This is a genomic window from Nocardia sp. N2S4-5 (assembly GCF_044628355.1).
Taxonomy (GTDB): Bacteria; Actinomycetota; Actinomycetes; order Mycobacteriales; family Mycobacteriaceae; genus Nocardia; species Nocardia wallacei_B.
Genome location: NZ_JBIUPM010000001.1, coordinates 7,570,657 through 7,587,533 on the forward strand (window position 1 = coordinate 7,570,657; position 16,877 = coordinate 7,587,533).

Consider the following 16,877-nt stretch of genomic DNA (forward strand, 5'->3'; position numbering starts at 1 on the left):
CGATACTCCATGGGCACCTCGCGACCTCAGAGCTGTACCCCGGCGAGGGAGGTCTGACTTCCGTGACGGGCCCGAGCCCGCCGCGGTCACAGTGGCGCGACCGTTCCGGATTTCCACCGGATTCCCGCACCCGCCGGGAATGACGAAGAGGACTCTACCGTCCGGTTTGTCCGGTCAGCGCACCCGGTCGCCCAGCAGATGCCGCACCCCGCCCACGAACAGCTGCAACCCGAAGTCGAAACGGTCGGTCGCGCTGGTGTTCTCGTAGAGCGGCGAGGACTCCTCCGGCAGCGCGCCCGCCGAATCCATCTGCATCCGCGACTGCTCGTCGACGGTCTCGCCGAGTACGTAGTACAACAGCGTGTAGGCGGCCAGGTCGGCCTCCTCGCGGCCCATGCCGCCGCGGATCAGCGCGCCCGCCACCCGTTCCCGGCCCTTGCTGGTGGTCAGGCGCGAGGCGTAGGTGGCCGACACCAGCTCCGCGCCGTCGCGGTAGGCGAGCAGGCACGAGCGCATCCGGTGCGCCAGCTCGCCCACCTGCGCGGACCACTCGTCGGCGGCGACCGGCTCGTCCAGCGGCGCCAGAATGCGGTCGGCGACCGCGCCGAGCAGCGCCTGCTTGTTGGGGAAGTGCCAATACAGCGCGCCGGGCTGGACGTGCAGCGAGGTCGCCAGCCGGCGCATCGTGAGATCGGCCAGGCCGAATTGATCGAGGATGGCGATGGCCCCGTCGACGACGTCCGTGCGGTGCAGTTGCACTTGGCGACAACCCTTTCGTGCTTTGACTCGATCCCCACGCTACCCTAGCCTGAACACCGTTCAAGTTGCACGGCCGCAGCCCGGCCGGACGAAGGGATTCGTGCGCATGACCCAGGCACCCGTCAGGACCGACACCGACATTCTGGCGATCGCCCGCGAGCAGGTGCTCGACCGCGGCGTCGGCCTCGACCAGCAGCAGACCGCCGAGGTGCTGCGCCTCGCCGACGACCGGCTGGAGGAACTGCTGGAGCTGGCGCACGAGGTCCGCATGAAGTGGTGCGGCCCGGAGGTGGAGGTCGAGGGCATCATCTCGCTCAAGACCGGCGGCTGCCCCGAGGACTGCCACTTCTGTTCGCAGTCCGGGCTGTTCCAGTCCCCGGTCCGCGCCGCCTGGCTGGACATCCCCTCACTGGTGGAGGCCGCCAAGCAGACCGCCAAGACCGGAGCCACCGAATTCTGCATCGTCGCGGCCGTGCGCGGCCCGGACGAGCGGCTGATGGCGCAGGTCGCCGCCGGTGTGGAGGCCATCCGCAACGAGGTCGACATCCAGGTCGCCTGCTCGCTGGGCATGCTCACCCAGGACCAGGTCGACCAGCTCGCCGCCATGGGCGTGCACCGCTACAACCACAACCTCGAGACCGCCCGGTCGCACTTCCCGAACGTGGTCACCACGCACAGCTGGGAGGAGCGCTGGGACACCCTGCGCATGGTCCGCGAGGCGGGCATGGAGGTGTGCAGCGGCGGCATCCTCGGCATGGGCGAGACCATCGAGCAGCGCGCCGAATTCGCTTCGCAGCTGGCCGAATTGGAGCCCGACGAGGTGCCGCTGAACTTCCTCAACCCGCGCCCGGGCACCCCCTTCGGCGATCTCGAGGTGCTGCCCGCGGCCGAGGCCCTGAAGTCCGTCGCCGCGTTCCGGCTCGCGCTGCCCCGCACCATGCTGCGCTTCGCCGGCGGCCGCGAGATCACCCTCGGCGACCTCGGCGCGAAGCAGGGCATCCTCGGTGGCATCAACGCCGTCATCGTCGGCAACTACCTGACCACGCTGGGCCGCCCGGCCGAGCAGGACCTGGATCTGCTGGGCGAGCTGAAGATGCCCATCAAGGCACTCAACGAAACCCTCTGAGCGGCAACCGTCCACCCGCCGGGACGGCACCGCTACCCGGCGGGCGGGACCCGGTCGGGTATTGTCGGCAGCCCAGGAGCTGCACTTTTCGAGGTGGTCGTGGACATCATGGAAGAGCGCTACAACCCCTTCACGGGTAAGCGGGTGGTACCGAACCTGGCCGACGCGGTCCCGGCCGCGGCCGTCTTGGGCCTGGAGCCGCCGCGTTTCTGCGAGCAGTGCGGGCGGCGCATGATCGTTCAGGTGAGCCCCGACGGCTGGTGGGCGAAATGCTCGCGCCACGGGGTGATCGATTCCAAGAGCCTGGACCATCGTTGATGGCCCACCAGAGCGCCGCCGTGCCGTCCGGCGCGGGCCGCGGCGAGGTGCGCGCCGTGCTGTGCGTGGTGGCCGCCGTGCTGGTGGTCAGCGCGCTCGGCGGGGTGGTCTGGGCGTTGCTGGCGCCCCCGGAGAAGGTGATCGTCGTGGAGCCGGGCCGGGGCGCGGCACTGACCGGCGAGAGCGCGCACCGGTTCGACGCGGTGGCGATCTTCGTGTGCGTCGGTGTCATCGCCGGGTTGCTCACGGCCGCCGCCGCGTGGCGGGTGCGCCGGATCCGGGGTCCGCTGCTGCAGGGCGGGCTGTTGTTCGGTTCGCTGGCCGGCGCCTGGCTGATGGCCTGGGTGGGGGAGCGGGTCGCCGAGTGGCGGTATCCGCATGTGTCGAATCCGCCGGTGCGGACGATCATCGAACTGCCCCCGCTGATTTCACCGTCGGAGTTCACCGGATGGACGCAGCTGGTGGTGCAGCCGCTGGTGGCCGCGCTCGTGGTGCTCGTGCTGTCGGCGTTGAGCACCTCCGAGGACCTGGGCGCCGGGCCCGTCGTCGGCAAGGCCGAGTCCCACGGCGCCCGCGCGTACGCCTCGGAAATCAGCTACGGCCCCTACGGAACACCGACCGCGCAGCCGGGCCCGTTCGAGGGCGCCGATTCCGGTTCGCCACGTTGACGCCGGGCCGAAGCCGAAGCGTTGCCGAAGATTTCCCCGCCCGCCGTAAGCTGAAGTCCTTCCGGCCCTGAACGCGCCGGGTTCGCAGAGGAGGCGGCGGGTTGGGATTCACTGGTGGCGCACTCGTCGTCGAGGAGCTCGACGCCGAGTCCTGGTGCGTGCGCGAGCCCATCGAATATCGCGGCGACCGTGAGTCTTTCGTGGTCCCGGCCGGATTCCGGACCGATTTCGCCTCGGTGCCCCGCGCGCTGGTCTGGTTGATCCCGCGCTACGGCGCCTTCACCAAGGCCGCCATCCTGCACGACTATCTGTCCCGCGGCACCGAGGTGAGCCGCGCCGACGCCGACGGCCTGTTCCGCCGCGTGCTGCACGAACAGGGCGTCTCGGTGCCGCAGCGGTGGATGATGTGGGCCGCGGTGCGGCTGGGTTCCGGATTGCGCGGCGCCACCGTGGGCGATATCGCGAAGTTCCTGCTCGTCGCCGTCCCGGCGGTGGTCTTCCTGGCGGTCCCGGTGGTGATCGTGCAGCTGTGGCTGCTGCTGTTCTGGGTCGTGGAGGCCGTGTTCTGGACCTCCAGCCGGGTCGTCGGCCGGCCCACCGGACCGGCCCCGAAACCACAGGTGAAGATGACCACCTGAGTGCCGCAGGGCCGGGCGGAAATTCGCTGGCCGGTCCACCGGCTCCGCCGCTACCGTGAGGTGATCGAAGCGGAAGGAGGGCGGCGATGGACAGCACATCCCGAGCGGCGGATGCACGGGACGAGAAGACGGCCGAGCGAGCCGATCTCGCCGCCTGGCGTCGCCGCCACGAGTTGCGCAGATCCAATGCCGCGCAACCGGTCCCGAGCAAGCGCCGTTACGAGCGCACGCCGAAGCACCGGCAGCGCGAATACTGAACCGTCCCGGTTTCCGCGGTGCGCCCGCGGCTGTCCGAGAAGCGCCTGAATACGCCGAAGCCGCCCGCGGTTGCGCGGGCGGCTTCCGATCGACAACCTGTCGCGTTGTGCGCGTGGTTATCTGGCCTGCTGCGGGGGGCGCGGGACGAACGGCTGATTGATCGTCGTGAAGTACTGCGCGACGGCCGCGATGGCGATCGGCGCCGTCACGAGGAGTTGCCCCGCGAGCGTGCCGAGTGCCCCGACCGCGATGATGCCGCCCAGGCAGCCCACCGCGGCGGCGGGGATGATCGGGCCGAACAGGCCGATAATGGTGGCGGAAGCGACGGTGGCACCGGCGATTCCGCCGAGGACGCAGCCGACGATGCCGCCGCCGATGCCGCCGACCGTGGTGCCGATCGCGGCGCCCGTGGCGATGGTGTCCTTCAACCGGGTGAAGGCGGCGACCTCGCGGTCGTAGGGTGTCGCCCACTGCGCCTGGTCCTCGAACGGCAGCGCCACCGGCCGATAGGCGGCGTGCGCGAGGTCGAATTGCGGTGTCAGCGTGGCGGTCCGGCCCTGGATGTCGGCGGCGATGGGGAAGACGAAATCGTCGACCCGGAACTCCAGCGGGGTGCCCGCCAGCACGGTGCCGTCGGCGGCTTCGATCTCGAACACGCCGTGCTCGACTTCCATGGCGCCGGAGTCGATCTCGATGATCGCCCGGTCATCGGCGGTGGTGGCGGTGTAGCCGACGGCCGGACTGCTGTCGGGTTGCGGTGCGGCGCCGACGGTTCCGGCGGTGAGTCCGGTGACGGCTATCGCCAGCGTCGATGCGGTGGCGATCCTGCGCAGAAAGGGCGTTCGCGGGGGTTGGGGAAGCGGCAGCAACGGTCGAATCTCCTGTGGGAGTTGTTTTCTCGATGGTCCAGCACTCTCGCAGCATCCTACTGAATGCAACCTGAAGATAGCTGAAACGGTTTTCAGGATCGAACTCGGTGCTGTTCAGCCACGGGGACGCAGGGCCGCGAACTCGTCGGTAACCCGGATCTCGTCGTCGGTGAATCGGTAGACGGCGGCGGGACGGCCACCGGTCTTGCCGGGTGTCGCGGTATCGCCCGTCGGGGTGATCACCTTGCGGCGGCTGAGGACTCGCTGCAGGTTGGTGGTGTCCACCTCGTACCCCAAGGCGGCGCAATAGATTTCGCGCAGTGTCGACATTGTGAATCGCGAAGGGGCCAGGGCGAAGGCGATATTCGTGTAGGATAGCTTCGCGGCCAGCCGGGTCCGGGCATGGTCGACGACCGTGCCGTGGTCGAAGGACATGTCCGGCAGCGACGAGAGCGGATGCCAGCGGGTGTCCGGCGGCAGGTGCGGATCCGCGGTCAGCGGCACCAGTCCGAGATACGCCGAGGCGATGCGGCGCGGGCCGGGGACCCGGTGCGGATCGCTGAACACCGACAGCTGCTCGATGTGCCACAGCTCGCGCACGTCCACCTTCTCCGCGAGTTGCCGGCGCGCCGAGATGTCGAGATCCTCGTCGTCGCGCAGGCGCCCGCCCGGTAGCGACCAGGTGCCGGTCTGTGGCTCCATCGCGCGCTCCCACAGCAACACCGCCAGTTCGGTGTGCCAACCCGGTGCGCACCGCGGCAATTGCGGATCAACCGGGTGACTAACGATCTGACCTGCGGAGATGGTGTCCGGGAAGCGGCGAACCTGGAACACCGCGGTGAGCGATTCGTGAATGGTGCTACTATGGGCCACGTTTTCGATTGTAAGTCGAAAACCGGGTTGATGCGAATCGGCGAAGTTGCCGAGCGCATGAGGAAGGAGTCATGCCATGGCGACCATGACGTTTGCCGGGCACGTCACGGACGGTCCGACGGGGTACACGGGCGTAGCGGCCACCCCGGAATGGGCGCAGGAGATCCAGCGCCTCGCGCGTGAGCGCAACGCGACCATCCTGGCGCACAACTATCAGCTGCCGGAGATCCAGGACGTGGCCCACCATGTCGGGGATTCGCTGGCGCTCTCGCGCATCGCGGCCGAGGCCCCGGAGGACACCATCGTGTTCTGCGGCGTGCACTTCATGGCGGAGACCGCCAAGATCCTCAGCCCCGACAAGACGGTGCTGATCCCCGACCAGCGGGCGGGCTGCTCGCTGGCGGATTCCATCACCGCCGACGACCTGCGCGCGTGGAAGGCCGAACACCCCGGCGCCGTGGTGGTTTCGTACGTGAACACCACCGCCGCGGTGAAGGCGCTGACCGACATCTGCTGCACCTCGTCCAACGCCGTCGACGTGGTGGCCTCCGTCGACCCGGACCGTGAGGTGCTGTTCCTGCCGGACCAGTTCCTGGGCGCGCACGTCAAGCGCGTGACCGGGCGCGAGAACATGCACATCTGGGCCGGCGAATGCCACGTGCACGCCGGCATCAACGGTGACGAGCTGACCGAGCAGGCCCGCACCCACCCCGACGCCGAACTGTTCGTGCACCCCGAATGCGGTTGCGCCACTTCGGCGCTGTACCTCGCCGGGGAGGGCGCCTTCCCGGCGGACCGGGTGCACATCCTGTCCACCGGCGGCATGATCGACGCCGCCAAGGCGGCCAAGTCGAACCAGGTCCTGGTCGCCACCGAGATCGGCATGCTGCATCAGCTGCGCCGGGCCGCGCCGGGCATCGACTTCCAGGCCGTCAACGACCGCGCGTCCTGCAAGTACATGAAGATGATCACGCCCGCGGCGCTGTTGCGCTGCCTGACCGACAACCTCGACGAGGTGCACGTCGACGCGGAAACCGCCGCGCTGGCCCGCAATTCGGTACAGCGCATGATCGCCATCGGTAATTCGGGCGGGGGCGAATGACCGGACCGCGCACCGCGGTCTCCAGCACGCCGACGGTCGCGTGGGAAGCCGACGCCGATCTCGTGGTGATCGGTGGCGGCGTCGCCGGTCTCACGGCCGCGCGGACCGCGTCGCTGCGCGGGCTGCGGGTGCTCACCCTGAGCAAGGGCGGCCCCACCGACACCTCCACGCAGTACGCCCAGGGCGGTATCGCCGTGGTCGCGCCGGACGGTGATTCGGTGGACGCGCACGTGCAGGACACGCTGGAGGCCGGGGCGGGTCTGTGCGATCCGGCCGCGGTGCGCTCGATCGTCGAGGGCGGCCGGGACGCGGTCGCGGCGCTGACCGACCTCGGGGCGGTGTTCGATCTCGGCCGCGACGGCGAGGTCTCCCGGACTCGGGAGGGCGGGCACAGCACGCGCCGCATCATCCACGCCGGTGGTGACGCGACCGGCGCGGAGGTGCAGCGCGCGCTGAACACCGCCGGGCTGCCGGTGCTGTTCGGCGCCGCGGCGGTCGACGTCGTCACCGGGCCCGCTGGTGTGCAGGGCGTGATCGCGGTGTCGGACAAGGGATTCGGTGTCGTGCACGCACCGGCCGTGCTGCTGGCGACCGGTGGTCTCGGGCAGCTGTACGCGTGCAGCACCAATCCGCCGGGCGCCACGGCGGACGGGATCGCGCTGGCACTGCGGGCCGGGGCGCTGGTGGCCGACCTGGAATTCGTGCAGTTTCATCCAACGGTGCTGTTCACGCCCGGCGGCCTCGGCAGGCGGCCACTGGTCAGCGAGGCGGTGCGGGGCGAGGGCGCGATCCTCGTCGACGCGGAGGGCCGGTCGGTGACCGCGGGGGTGCACCCGCGCGGTGACCTCGCGCCCCGTGACGTGGTGTCGCGTGCCATCGCCGCCCGGATGCGCGCGCTCGGCACCGACCACGTGTATCTCGACGCGCGGGCCCTCGAGGGTTTCGCCCGGCGCTTCCCGACCATCACCGCGTCCTGCGTGGCCGCCGGGCTGGACCCGCGAGCGGATCTCATCCCGGTGGCGCCGGCCGCGCACTACCAGTGCGGGGGCGTCGTCACCGACCCGTACGGCCGCACCGCCGTGCCGGGGTTGTACGCGGCGGGTGAGGTCGCCCGCACGGGGCTGCACGGAGGGAACCGGCTCGCCTCCAACAGTCTGCTCGAGGGCCTGGTGGTCGGCGAGCGGGCAGGGGCGGCGGCGGCCGAACGACTCGGGGAGCGTGCGCGGGTGTCCGAGCTGGGCGCCGTGACGTTCCCGCGCGCGGACCGGAAGGCGTTGCAGGAGATCATGTCCGACCACGCGGCGGTGGTTCGCGACGGGGAGGGACTGCGGTCGGCGGTGCTGCGGCTGCTGCAACTGCTGTCCGATCCGATCGGGCGTGCGGACGGCGCGGCGGGGTCGCCCGTTCCCGCGGCGGAACGGGAGGGGGTCGCCGAGGTGGCGGGGGAGCCCGCCGGGGACGCCGCGCCGTGCGTCGCGGTGCTGGAGGACGCGGCGCTGACCCTCACCGCCCGCGCCTTCCTGGTCGCCGCGACCGCGCGGACCGAGAGCCGCGGCTGCCACACCCGCTCCGATCATCCCGAAACCCGCGACGACCTGCGTCGCAGCCTTCCTGTCCGGCTGGGTGCCGATGGCCGTCCGCAGTTGGTCACCGAGTCGCCCGACGCGCCGGTGCCATTCGCCGTGGCGCCGGTGTCATGAGCGCCGGTGTCATGAGAACCGCGCTACCGATCAGTCCGACACCGGCACCGCACGGGAGCACGGCCCGCATCCCGCATGCGGTCCGCCGAGCAACCGCAGCACGGCGTCGGGCGGACAGCGGGACGGCGGGCGCGGATTGTCGCGGAATGCGAACGGCCGGAACGTTATCGACCCGGCTCGCGGACGGACCGCCCGTCCGCGAGAGAGACCCGGAACAGGAGTACATCATGGCATTGGCTGCCGGACTCGACCGCGCGGAAGTCGTGCGGCTGATCCGCACCGCACTGGACGAGGATCTGCGGTACGGTCCCGACATCACCACGGCCGCAACGGTTCCCGCCGATGCGACGGTGAAGGCCGCGATGGTCTCGCGGCAGCCGGGGACCGTGGCCGGACTCGATGTGGGCCTGCTGGTCCTGGACGAGGTGATCGGCGCGGGCGACTACGAGGTGACCGAGCGCGTCGCCGACGGGACCAGGGTGGCGGCCGGTGACGCGGTGCTGCGTCTGGTCGCGCCGACGCGCGCGCTGCTGACCGCCGAGCGCACCATGTTGAACCTGGTGTGCCACCTGTCGGGCATCGCGACCGCCACGTCCGCGTGGGTCGACGCGGTGGCCGGTACCCGCTGCCGCATCCGGGACAGCCGCAAGACCCTGCCCGGCCTGCGGGCGCTGCAGAAGTACGCGGTGCGGGTCGGCGGCGGCGTCAACCACCGCATGGGGCTGGGTGACGCGGCGCTCATCAAGGACAACCACGTGGTCGCCGCCGGTTCGGTGGTCGCGGCGCTGCGCGCGGTGCGCGAGCTGGCGCCGGACATCGCCTGCGAGGTCGAGGTGGACAGCCTCGACCAGCTGGACGCCGTGCTGGCCGAAGACGTGGAACTCGTGCTGCTGGACAACTTTCCGCTGTGGGCCACCCAGGCCGCGGTGCAGCGCCGCGACGCTCGCTCGCCGCGGACGAAGCTCGAATCCTCGGGCGGGCTGACCCTGGACGCTGCCGCCGACTACGCCCGCACCGGTGTCGACTATTTCGCGGTCGGCGCGCTCACCCACTCGGTCCGGGTCCTGGATCTCGGTCTGGACATGTAGGCCGGACTAGAGCCCGAACTCGGCGGGCGGCAACCGCAGCACCCGGCAGCATTCGCGCAGGGCCGCGGCCTCGCGGAGGTCGAATCCGCCGTCGGCTCCGGCGATTTCGAGACCGACCCGCACGGCGGCGCGGGCCTGTGCGGGACGGTCGGTGGCCCGTGCAACCTGCTGGAGCACGTAGGCGCGGCCGAAGGCGGGGTCGAGGGTGAGCCGATGCCAGTTGTCCTCGAACAGGTTTCGCAGTTCGTGTGGCGGGAAGTGATACATCACACCGCTCGCGCCGATGCGGTCGGCGACGCGCGTGCGCTCGGACGGGTCGGCCGCGCCGCCGGCGCTCACCAGTGCGCACACGCCCACCGCGGCATCACGAAACACGCTGTCGCGCAACGTGTCCGGCATATGGTGCCGGTCGTCGGCAAGTGACATCGGTGAACCCCCTGGCCCCGTCCGGTCGGACCCGAACTACAACAGGCCGACGCTAACAGAGATCGGCGGCCGCGACAGCCCCCGATCTTGTGGGGATGTCCGGCGCGCTCAAGCGCTGAGTTCACGCTCCAGCGGGGTGCGGAACCGGGGTATCGCGCGAACATCGCCGAACCACGTTCGCATCCGCTCCGCCTCCGCCGCGATCAGCTCGCGCGCCTCCGAACCGACGTCTTCCAAGAGCCGCCAGGCGATCTCGCCGTCGGTGCGCTGCGCCCATCCGCCGACGATGCGGCCGTCCCACCAGACGGTGGGCCCGACATTGCCGTTGCTGTCGAACAGTGCCGGGCGATGCGGGCCGAGGAACCAATCCCGCGACTGCCAGCCCATCGGCGTGGGATCCAACGCCGGGAGCAGCGCCGCCCACGGCTCGGGGGTGGGCACCGGCTCAAGGTCTCCGGCGAGTGCGACGCCTGTGATGCCGTCGAGATCGACCTCTTCGATATCCAACCGCGCCAACGTCTTCCGCACCTCGGCGACGGTCCAGCCGGTCCACCATTTCAGATCGGTGACCGGGGCCGGGCCGAAGGTGCGCAGCCAGCGGCGTACCAGTTCGTCGCGGGCGGTGTCGATCGGCAGTGCGGAAATCCCGCCGGGCAGCCATTTTTCGATCGGCGCCCAGAGGTACTGGCTGCTGGCCCAGCTGCCGTTGGGCCGCCCCCGCACGATGTGCCCGGCGCATCCGAGTGTGACCAGGACCCACGTGGTGATGTTGGTGGGCTTGGAATAGGGCTTGCCCGGGGCGGTGTCGACCTGCGTGCGCAGGCGGGGCACCGCGGCGCCGAGTTGCGCGCCGGTCGCGCTGCCGCGCGCCAGCAGTTCGCGGTGGGTCTCCTGCTCCACCTCCGCCCACCACGCCGCGACGTCGCCGTCCACGACCTCTTGCAGGTAGCGGCTGTAGGTCCGGCGCTGCTTGGCGGCCAGCGCGTCGCCCACCGCCGATTGCAACGCCGGGAGCAGATCCACCGGCGCCACGAACATGGTGCGCCGCATGGCCAGCAGCCGCAGCAACGTCCGGTCCTCGTACAGCGCCCGCTCCACGTCCGCCGGCTCCAGCCCGCGACTGCGCGCCGCGACGGACAGGAACACCGTCGCCGGATCGGTGGCATGCAACGCCACCATCGCCTCGACCACCCCGGCGACCTCTTCCCCCGCACCGCCGGAGCCAACCGATGCCGAACACCCAGCCGAGCCCGCCGCTCCGCCGCATCTATCGAACGCATGAACGAATCCTATCCGCCTCGAAGGGAAGTGCATTCCTCCGCAGTAGCCAAATTTGGCTAATGGCCCGGAGAGGCGTATGTTTCCCGCAGTAGCCAAATTTGGCTATCCAGGCGGGAGGGGTTCGATGAAGCCGGTACGACTTCTGGTCCTGGGAGCGTTGCGCAGGCGCGGTCGCGCACACGGCTATCAGATCCGCGCGGATCTGGAATCCTGGGGCGCACACGAATGGTCCACCGCCACATCGGGTTCGGTGTATCACGCGCTCAAGAGCATGGCCGGACAGGGTCTGCTGGCGGCGACGTCGGATGCGGATCCCTCGGCCGCCGGGGGCCCGCCGCGGATCGAGTACGAGCTGACGGACACCGGTGAGCAGGAGTACCTCGGCCTCCTGCGCCGGGCCTTGGCCGACCGCGAGCCGAGACTGGATGTCCTGTGCGCCGCGGTGGGCCTGATCGAGGATCTGCCCCGGGAGCAGGCCCTGCAGGTCCTGCGCACCCGGGCCGACGCGATGCGCGACTGGCGCGCCGGCATCACCGCGTACGTGCCCGCGGATACGGAGCTGGACGCGTGGGGTCCGGTGGGCGAGGTCATCTCGCTGTGGCTGGCGACCGCGGATACGGGCGCGGAGTGGACCCGGCGGCTGATCCACCGCCTGGAAGAGGGCGCGTTCAGTATGGCCGGCGAGCCCGGTTCCCCCACTCGCCGCCCCGCACCACCGGCCGAGTAGCGGCGGCGAGCGGCGGCGGAAACTTCCCTTCGAGACGGAGCAATGCCATGGCCCACGAGATAACCGTCCCGCTGCTGCCGTGCGGATCCATCGACGAGATCGTCGAGTTCTACACCATGCTCGGCTTCACCCGGACCTACTACCAGCTGCGCCCGTACCCGTGCGTGGGCCTGCGGCGAGAAGACCTCCAGTTGCAGTTCTTCGGTTTGCCGGACTTCAGACCCGAGGACTCCTACGGCAGTTGTGTTGTCCTCGTGCCCGATACCCAGCAGTTGTTCGAGGCGTTCGCCGCGGGCATGCGCGCGGTCCACGGCAAGCTGCTGGTCTCCGGGATCCCGCGGATGACCCGCCCGCGGAAACGCAAGAACGCCGACAACTACTCCGGGTTCACGGTCATCGATCCCGGCGGGAACTGGATCCGTTTCTTCGCGTCCCCTGGTACCGGTGGCGCCGGTGCGCCCGCGGTCGGCAAGCTGGCCAGGGCGCTGGAGACCGCCGTCGTGCTCGGCGACTCCAAGGGCGACACTCGGCAGGCGGCGAAGATCCTGGACGCCACGCTGGCCCGGGAGCAGGATCGCGCACCGGCCACCGAACTGGTCGAGGCGTTGGCCTACCGCGCCGAACTCGCCCTCCGCGCCGACGATACCCCCGCCGCGGTCGATGCCCTCACCCGCGCCCGCGTGGTCCCCCTCACCGAAGCCGAACGCCACGAACTCGGCGCGCACCTGGCCGGCCTCGAAGACCTGGAAGCCATCGTCGGACTCGCGCCCTAGCGCCGTGCGGCGGTCACGCCCGTATGACGAACCACTGCTCAACCCGCTCGATCACCACAGGTCGGAGGAGAATCGGCAACGGTGGCTCGAAGCTGCGACGATCACCGGTTTCGGCGTGCGATGATGCGGCCATGAGGCGTCGAAACCGCTGGTGGGGGCTGGGTCTCGGACTACTCGGTCTGGGTGCGTCGACAATCTTTGCGGCGCAACCGGCTTCGGGGGAGCCGGGGTGTCCGGTGCGGGTCGCGGTGCGGCCGGTGACGCTGACCGTCGAGGGCGAGGCCGCGACGGGACTCGTATACGACCCCTATCGGTGCGCGCCGGGCGATCTGGAACCGCGCGCGCTGATCGTCGGGGTGCACGGTCACAACAGCAGTTCCGCGGATCTCGGCGGCTACCTCACCGCCATCGCGCGCCGGACCGCCACCCCGGTGCTGGTCATGGACATGCGCGCCGCCGACAGCGACTGGGTCACCGGCGCGTGGAACCTGCGTGCCGGACGCGACGACGTGCTGGCCGCGACCCACTGGTACCGCGCGGAGCACCCGGCGGTCACGCGCACCGTGCTGTGGGGCTGGAGCCAAGGCGGCATCACCAGCGGGCTGGTCGCGGCGGCCGCACCGCCCGGACTGTACGACTACTGGGTCGACAACTTCGGTCCCGCGGACGATTTCACCGCATGGCTGGGCGCCGACCTGGCCGGTCCGGAACTGCGCGGTCAGATCGAGCGGGACGCCGGCGGCTGCTCGCCGGTGGTCTGCCCGCAGGCCTACGCACGGCGGTCGCCCGCGCTGCTGGCGTCCGGCATCACCGTGCGCCGCAGCTTCCTGATCCACGGTGTCGCCGACCGCGTCGTCCCCTTCCCCACGAGCGTGGAGATGCGCGCCGCGCTGACCGCGGCGGGCAAGCCGTTCTCCATGTACACCATCGCCACCGGCCGCAACCTCGAAGGCGCCGTGGTCCCCGGCGACCACTCCATCGGCCCGGCCTACTTCGAAGGCGGCTGCGTCGTGGAGCGTCTGCTCGCCGACACGGAGCCGATAGACGGACCCGTCAGTGACTACGTCGTCGACGTCGCGCGAGGTATCGCGATCGCACCACCCGCCCCGCCCGGCGCGAAGTGCGCCGCTTGACCAATCCACCTGCACCGTCGGCGAACTCGCACGGATCCTGCCTTGCCGCCGTACGGATTTCGCGCCGCGCGCCGGACGGCGCGTCGCGGGCCGCACGACAGCGGTCCGAAATGTTTCGCGATCGTGGAACAGGTTCGGGACCGATGTGGTTGATGCACGCGGAGGGCGGCGCTGCCGCCGACGTGACGAGGAGGCGTGATGGGCAAGCCCGCGGATCCGGCATATCACTGGGACGGCGATGCGCTGGATCTGGACGCGTACCTCGCGCGCATCGGGTACCGCGGTGAGCGCGTCCCGACGCTGGCGACGCTGCGAGGGCTGCAGCACGCGCATACGACGACCATCCCGTTCGAGAACCTCGAGATCATCCTCGGGCGCTCGGTCCCGCTGGACCTGCAGACGGTGCAGGACAAGATGGTCCGGCGGCGCCGCGGCGGATACTGCTACGAGCACGTGGGCCTGTTCGCGGCGGCGCTGGAACGTCTCGGCTTCGGCGTCACCGGATTGCACGGCCGCGTCGTGATGGGCGCGCCCGGCGGCCTGCGCCCCGCGTCACACGCGATGCTGCGGGTCACCGCGTCCGACGACGACCGGGTGTGGCTGTGCGACATCGGTTTCGGTGGCGGCCCGTCCGCCCCGCTGGAGCTGAACCCCGACGCGGGCGAGGTGCGCGCCGGTGACTGGCGCTTCCGCCTCGAACGCTCCGAAGGCGAACTCGGCAGCGAACTGTGGACGACGTACCACTTCGCGCGCGACGGCTGGACCCTGCGCCACACCGTGACCATGAACCCGCAGTATCGGATCGACTACGCCGTCGGTAACCACTTCGTCTCCACCTCACCGCGATCACCGTTCGTCACGCGCCCATACGTGCAGCGGTTCCGTCCGGAGGTGCACCACGTCCTCGACGGCACCGCCTGGCTGACCGAATACCCCGACGGCACTGCGCATTCGCGCGAACTGGAGCCGTCCGAACTGCCCAAGACCCTGGCCGACGTCTTCGACATCGAACTCGACCCCGCCGACCTCGCCACGCTCGCGGCCACGCCGTGGCTGTATCACTGAACCGGCACGGCGCGCAGGACCTCCGGCATTTCCGCGGACGAATGCTCCCAGCCGGTAGGGTCGGGCGGGTGCGTACCGGTATGAGACTGTTCGCCCTGTTCGCCACCCCGGTCCTGGCTCTGGCCGCCTGCTCGGGCAACAAGTCCACCGACCGGCTGAACAGTACGGTGCACACCTTCGCCGACGCGCTCAACCGCGACGACATCCCCGCCGCGGCCGCCGTCACCAGCGACCCGGCGCAGGCGTCCGGCGTCCTCGGCCCGCTGTACGACTCGCTCGGCAAGGACGTGCACTTCGAGGTCGACATGGTCGACAAGACCGACGACAGCGCCACTTTCACCCTCCTCGCCACCTGGAAGCTCGGCCCGGGCGGCAAGAACCAGTGGGCGTACCAGACCACCGGCAACGCCACCGAATCCGGCGACACCTGGAAGATTCGCTGGAATCCGGCGACCGTCGCGCCGGGACTGGAGACCGGCCCGCTCGGCTACGGCAGCGTGGCGCCGGACCCGGCCGCCCGCGTGCTCGACCGCACGGGCGCCGACCTGCTGACCCAGCAGGTCGTCACCCTCGTCAACGTGGCGCCCGGCGCCGACACCGCGGCCCTCGCGGCCCTGCTGAACCCGATCGAACCCAGCCTCACCGCGGGCTCGCTCGACACCGAACTGGCTGGGGCGCAAGGCAAATCGGTCACCGCCATCGCCCTGCGCCAGGCCGACCTGGACCCGATCCAGGACCGCTTGGCGGCGCTGCCGAATGTCACTCTGGCACCGCAGACCCGGCTGCTCACCTCCGACAAGGCGCTCACCTCGCCGACCCTGTCCGGACTGTCGGAGCTGTGGCAGACCGAGACCGACGCCGCGTCCGGATGGGTGGTGCGCGCCCAGACGCCCGGCGGCCCCCAGCGCGTCGGCGGCCAGGACCCGCGTCCGCTGACCGACATCCCCGCGACCCTCGACATCGGCATGCTGCGCGACGCCGACGCGGCGCTGGAGCCGATCCCGACCCCGGCGGCCATGGTCGTCATGCAGCCGTCCACCGGAAACGTGCTCGCGATGGCACAGAACCCGGCGGCCGACGCGCAGGGTCCCATCGCGCTGACCGGCTTGTACCCGCCCGGCTCCACCTTCAAGACGGTGACCGTGTCCGCGGCCCTGCAAGCCGGTCAGGTGACCCCCGACAGCCCGGTCGCCTGCCCCGGCACCGAGAACATCGAGGGCCGCCAGATTCCCAACGACAACAACTTCGACCTCGGCACCGTGCCGCTGCACACCGCGTTCGCACGGTCCTGCAACACCACGATGGGCCGGCTCGCGGCGGGTCTGCCACCCGACGGGCTGACCGCGGCGGCCGCGCAACTGGGCCTCGGCATCGACTTCACCGCGCCGGGCATGACCACCGTCACCGGCAAGGTGCCCACCGCCGACACCCCCGCACTGCGCGTCGAGGAGGGCATCGGACAGGGCAAGGTGACCGCGACGCCGTTCGGGATGGCGTTGGTCGCCGCGTCGCTTGCGCACGGCTCGGTGCCCGCCCCGACCATCGTCGCCGGGAAACCGGGCACCCCGGACCACACCCCGCAGCCGCTCCCGGCCGCCGTCGCCGATCAGGTGAAGACGATGATGCGCGAGACGGTGACCGACGGCACCGCCACGCAACTGCGCGATATCCCGGACCTGCTGGGCAAGACCGGCACCGCCGAGTACATCGATGACAAGCACGCGCACGGCTGGTTCGTCGGCATCCGCGGCGATCTGGCGCTGGCCGTATTCGTCAGCGACGCGGGCAGTTCGGGCCCGGCCGTCGAGGCCGCGGGACGGTTCCTGCGGGCCCGGCCGTGACGGTGCGGACACCAGAGCGACGGTGACCGGAAAGTGATCTCGGACACAGTGTGTCTCAGGCGGATTGCACCGTGATCTCACCCGCATCTCAGGGCATTCGTACATATTTCACACGTATCTCGCTCCGGCGGCAGACCCGCCCGTCCGGCCCGCTACACTTGCCCGAGGAACGCGCGGGCAACCGCGCTCGGTAAGTCACGGATCGCGCAGAAACTCGGAGTAGTGCCATCGA

General features: G+C 70.6%; 18 protein-coding genes and 1 riboswitch. Of the genes, 13 read left to right on the forward strand and 5 right to left on the reverse strand.

All coding sequences use genetic code 11. The features are described from left to right. Nucleotide 1: 1 nt before the first annotated feature. A riboswitch (adenosylcobalamin (AdoCbl) riboswitch) is annotated at nt 2-152 on the reverse strand. Between the two features lie 22 nt (nt 153-174). After that, a complete protein-coding gene (locus tag ACFMRZ_RS34990; protein ID WP_280276100.1) occupies nt 175-759 on the reverse strand; it encodes a TetR/AcrR family transcriptional regulator C-terminal domain-containing protein in 585 nt (194 codons plus the stop codon). Between the two features lie 106 nt (nt 760-865). Between ACFMRZ_RS34990 and bioB the strand changes: the two genes are divergently transcribed. The 5 genes from bioB (at nt 866) to ACFMRZ_RS35015 (ending at nt 3,766) form a co-directional block, all read left to right on the forward strand. Beyond that, a complete protein-coding gene (gene bioB / locus ACFMRZ_RS34995) occupies nt 866-1,885 on the forward strand; it encodes a biotin synthase BioB (RefSeq protein ID WP_400182455.1) in 1,020 nt (339 codons plus the stop codon). A 108-nt stretch (nt 1,886-1,993) separates the two neighbouring features. Next, nucleotides 1,994-2,203, forward strand: coding sequence for a hypothetical protein (locus ACFMRZ_RS35000; protein WP_280276155.1), 210 nt, complete (start codon nt 1,994-1,996; stop codon nt 2,201-2,203). Beyond that, complete coding sequence (locus ACFMRZ_RS35005) at nt 2,203-2,871, forward strand: DUF2567 domain-containing protein (RefSeq protein ID WP_400182456.1); 669 nt, start codon at nt 2,203-2,205, stop codon at nt 2,869-2,871. Before ACFMRZ_RS35000 ends, ACFMRZ_RS35005 begins: the two co-directional genes overlap by 1 nt. Nucleotides 2,872-2,972: 101 nt before the next feature. Further along, nucleotides 2,973-3,509: a DUF1353 domain-containing protein gene (locus tag ACFMRZ_RS35010; RefSeq protein WP_400182457.1), complete on the forward strand. Its 537-nt coding sequence runs from the start codon at nt 2,973-2,975 to the stop codon at nt 3,507-3,509. Nucleotides 3,510-3,595: 86 nt separating this feature from the next. Next, nucleotides 3,596-3,766 carry a hypothetical protein gene (locus ACFMRZ_RS35015; protein WP_400182458.1) on the forward strand — a complete coding sequence of 57 codons (171 nt, stop codon included), beginning with the start codon at nt 3,596-3,598 and terminating at the stop codon, nt 3,764-3,766. A 117-nt stretch (nt 3,767-3,883) separates the two neighbouring features. Here the strand turns inward: ACFMRZ_RS35015 and ACFMRZ_RS35020 are convergent, their stop codons facing one another. Together ACFMRZ_RS35020 and ACFMRZ_RS35025 are read right to left on the reverse strand one after the other, a co-directional pair. After that, the gene (locus tag ACFMRZ_RS35020) at nt 3,884-4,636 is read right to left on the reverse strand and encodes a hypothetical protein (RefSeq protein WP_400182459.1); all 753 of its coding nucleotides are present in this window, start codon (nt 4,634-4,636) and stop codon (nt 3,884-3,886) included. Nucleotides 4,637-4,750: 114 nt separating this feature from the next. Then, nucleotides 4,751-5,509, reverse strand: coding sequence for an NrtR DNA-binding winged helix domain-containing protein (locus tag ACFMRZ_RS35025; RefSeq protein ID WP_400182461.1), 759 nt, complete (start codon nt 5,507-5,509; stop codon nt 4,751-4,753). Nucleotides 5,510-5,585: 76 nt separating this feature from the next. Between ACFMRZ_RS35025 and nadA the strand changes: the two genes are divergently transcribed. The 3 genes from nadA to nadC all read left to right on the forward strand — a co-directional run bounded on the left by nadA (nt 5,586) and on the right by nadC (nt 9,399). Beyond that, on the forward strand, nt 5,586-6,611 hold the full coding sequence (gene nadA / locus ACFMRZ_RS35030; protein ID WP_280276107.1) for a quinolinate synthase NadA: 1,026 nt from the start codon (nt 5,586-5,588) through the stop codon (nt 6,609-6,611). Continuing rightward, complete coding sequence (locus ACFMRZ_RS35035; RefSeq protein WP_400182463.1) at nt 6,608-8,311, forward strand: L-aspartate oxidase; 1,704 nt, start codon at nt 6,608-6,610, stop codon at nt 8,309-8,311. Before nadA ends, ACFMRZ_RS35035 begins: the two co-directional genes overlap by 4 nt. A 227-nt stretch (nt 8,312-8,538) precedes the next feature. Beyond that, a complete protein-coding gene (nadC, locus tag ACFMRZ_RS35040) occupies nt 8,539-9,399 on the forward strand; it encodes a carboxylating nicotinate-nucleotide diphosphorylase (RefSeq protein WP_400182465.1) in 861 nt (286 codons plus the stop codon). 6 nt (nt 9,400-9,405) lie between these two features. Here the strand turns inward: nadC and ACFMRZ_RS35045 are convergent, their stop codons facing one another. Both ACFMRZ_RS35045 and ACFMRZ_RS35050 read right to left on the reverse strand, forming a co-directional pair. Continuing rightward, nucleotides 9,406-9,825, reverse strand: coding sequence for a TerB family tellurite resistance protein (locus ACFMRZ_RS35045; RefSeq protein WP_280276110.1), 420 nt, complete (start codon nt 9,823-9,825; stop codon nt 9,406-9,408). A gap of 108 nt (nt 9,826-9,933) precedes the next feature. Next, a complete protein-coding gene (locus ACFMRZ_RS35050; RefSeq protein ID WP_400182467.1) occupies nt 9,934-11,016 on the reverse strand; it encodes a winged helix DNA-binding domain-containing protein in 1,083 nt (360 codons plus the stop codon). A gap of 214 nt (nt 11,017-11,230) precedes the next feature. On the opposite strand from ACFMRZ_RS35050, the gene ACFMRZ_RS35055 reads away from it, so the two are divergent. The 5 genes from ACFMRZ_RS35055 (at nt 11,231) to ACFMRZ_RS35075 (ending at nt 16,645) form a co-directional block, all read left to right on the forward strand. After that, complete coding sequence (locus ACFMRZ_RS35055; protein ID WP_400182469.1) at nt 11,231-11,833, forward strand: PadR family transcriptional regulator; 603 nt, start codon at nt 11,231-11,233, stop codon at nt 11,831-11,833. 47 nt (nt 11,834-11,880) lie between these two features. Continuing rightward, nucleotides 11,881-12,606, forward strand: coding sequence for a VOC family protein (locus ACFMRZ_RS35060; RefSeq protein WP_400182471.1), 726 nt, complete (start codon nt 11,881-11,883; stop codon nt 12,604-12,606). Nucleotides 12,607-12,737: 131 nt separating this feature from the next. Continuing rightward, nucleotides 12,738-13,739, forward strand: coding sequence for an alpha/beta hydrolase family protein (locus tag ACFMRZ_RS35065; RefSeq protein ID WP_400182473.1), 1,002 nt, complete (start codon nt 12,738-12,740; stop codon nt 13,737-13,739). A gap of 198 nt (nt 13,740-13,937) precedes the next feature. Continuing rightward, nucleotides 13,938-14,804 (forward strand): arylamine N-acetyltransferase, encoded by an 867-nt coding sequence (locus tag ACFMRZ_RS35070; RefSeq protein WP_400182475.1) that lies wholly within the window; start codon nt 13,938-13,940, stop codon nt 14,802-14,804. A gap of 80 nt (nt 14,805-14,884) precedes the next feature. After that, complete coding sequence (locus ACFMRZ_RS35075; RefSeq protein ID WP_400183047.1) at nt 14,885-16,645, forward strand: penicillin-binding transpeptidase domain-containing protein; 1,761 nt, start codon at nt 14,885-14,887, stop codon at nt 16,643-16,645. Nucleotides 16,646-16,877: the final 232 nt, after the last annotated feature.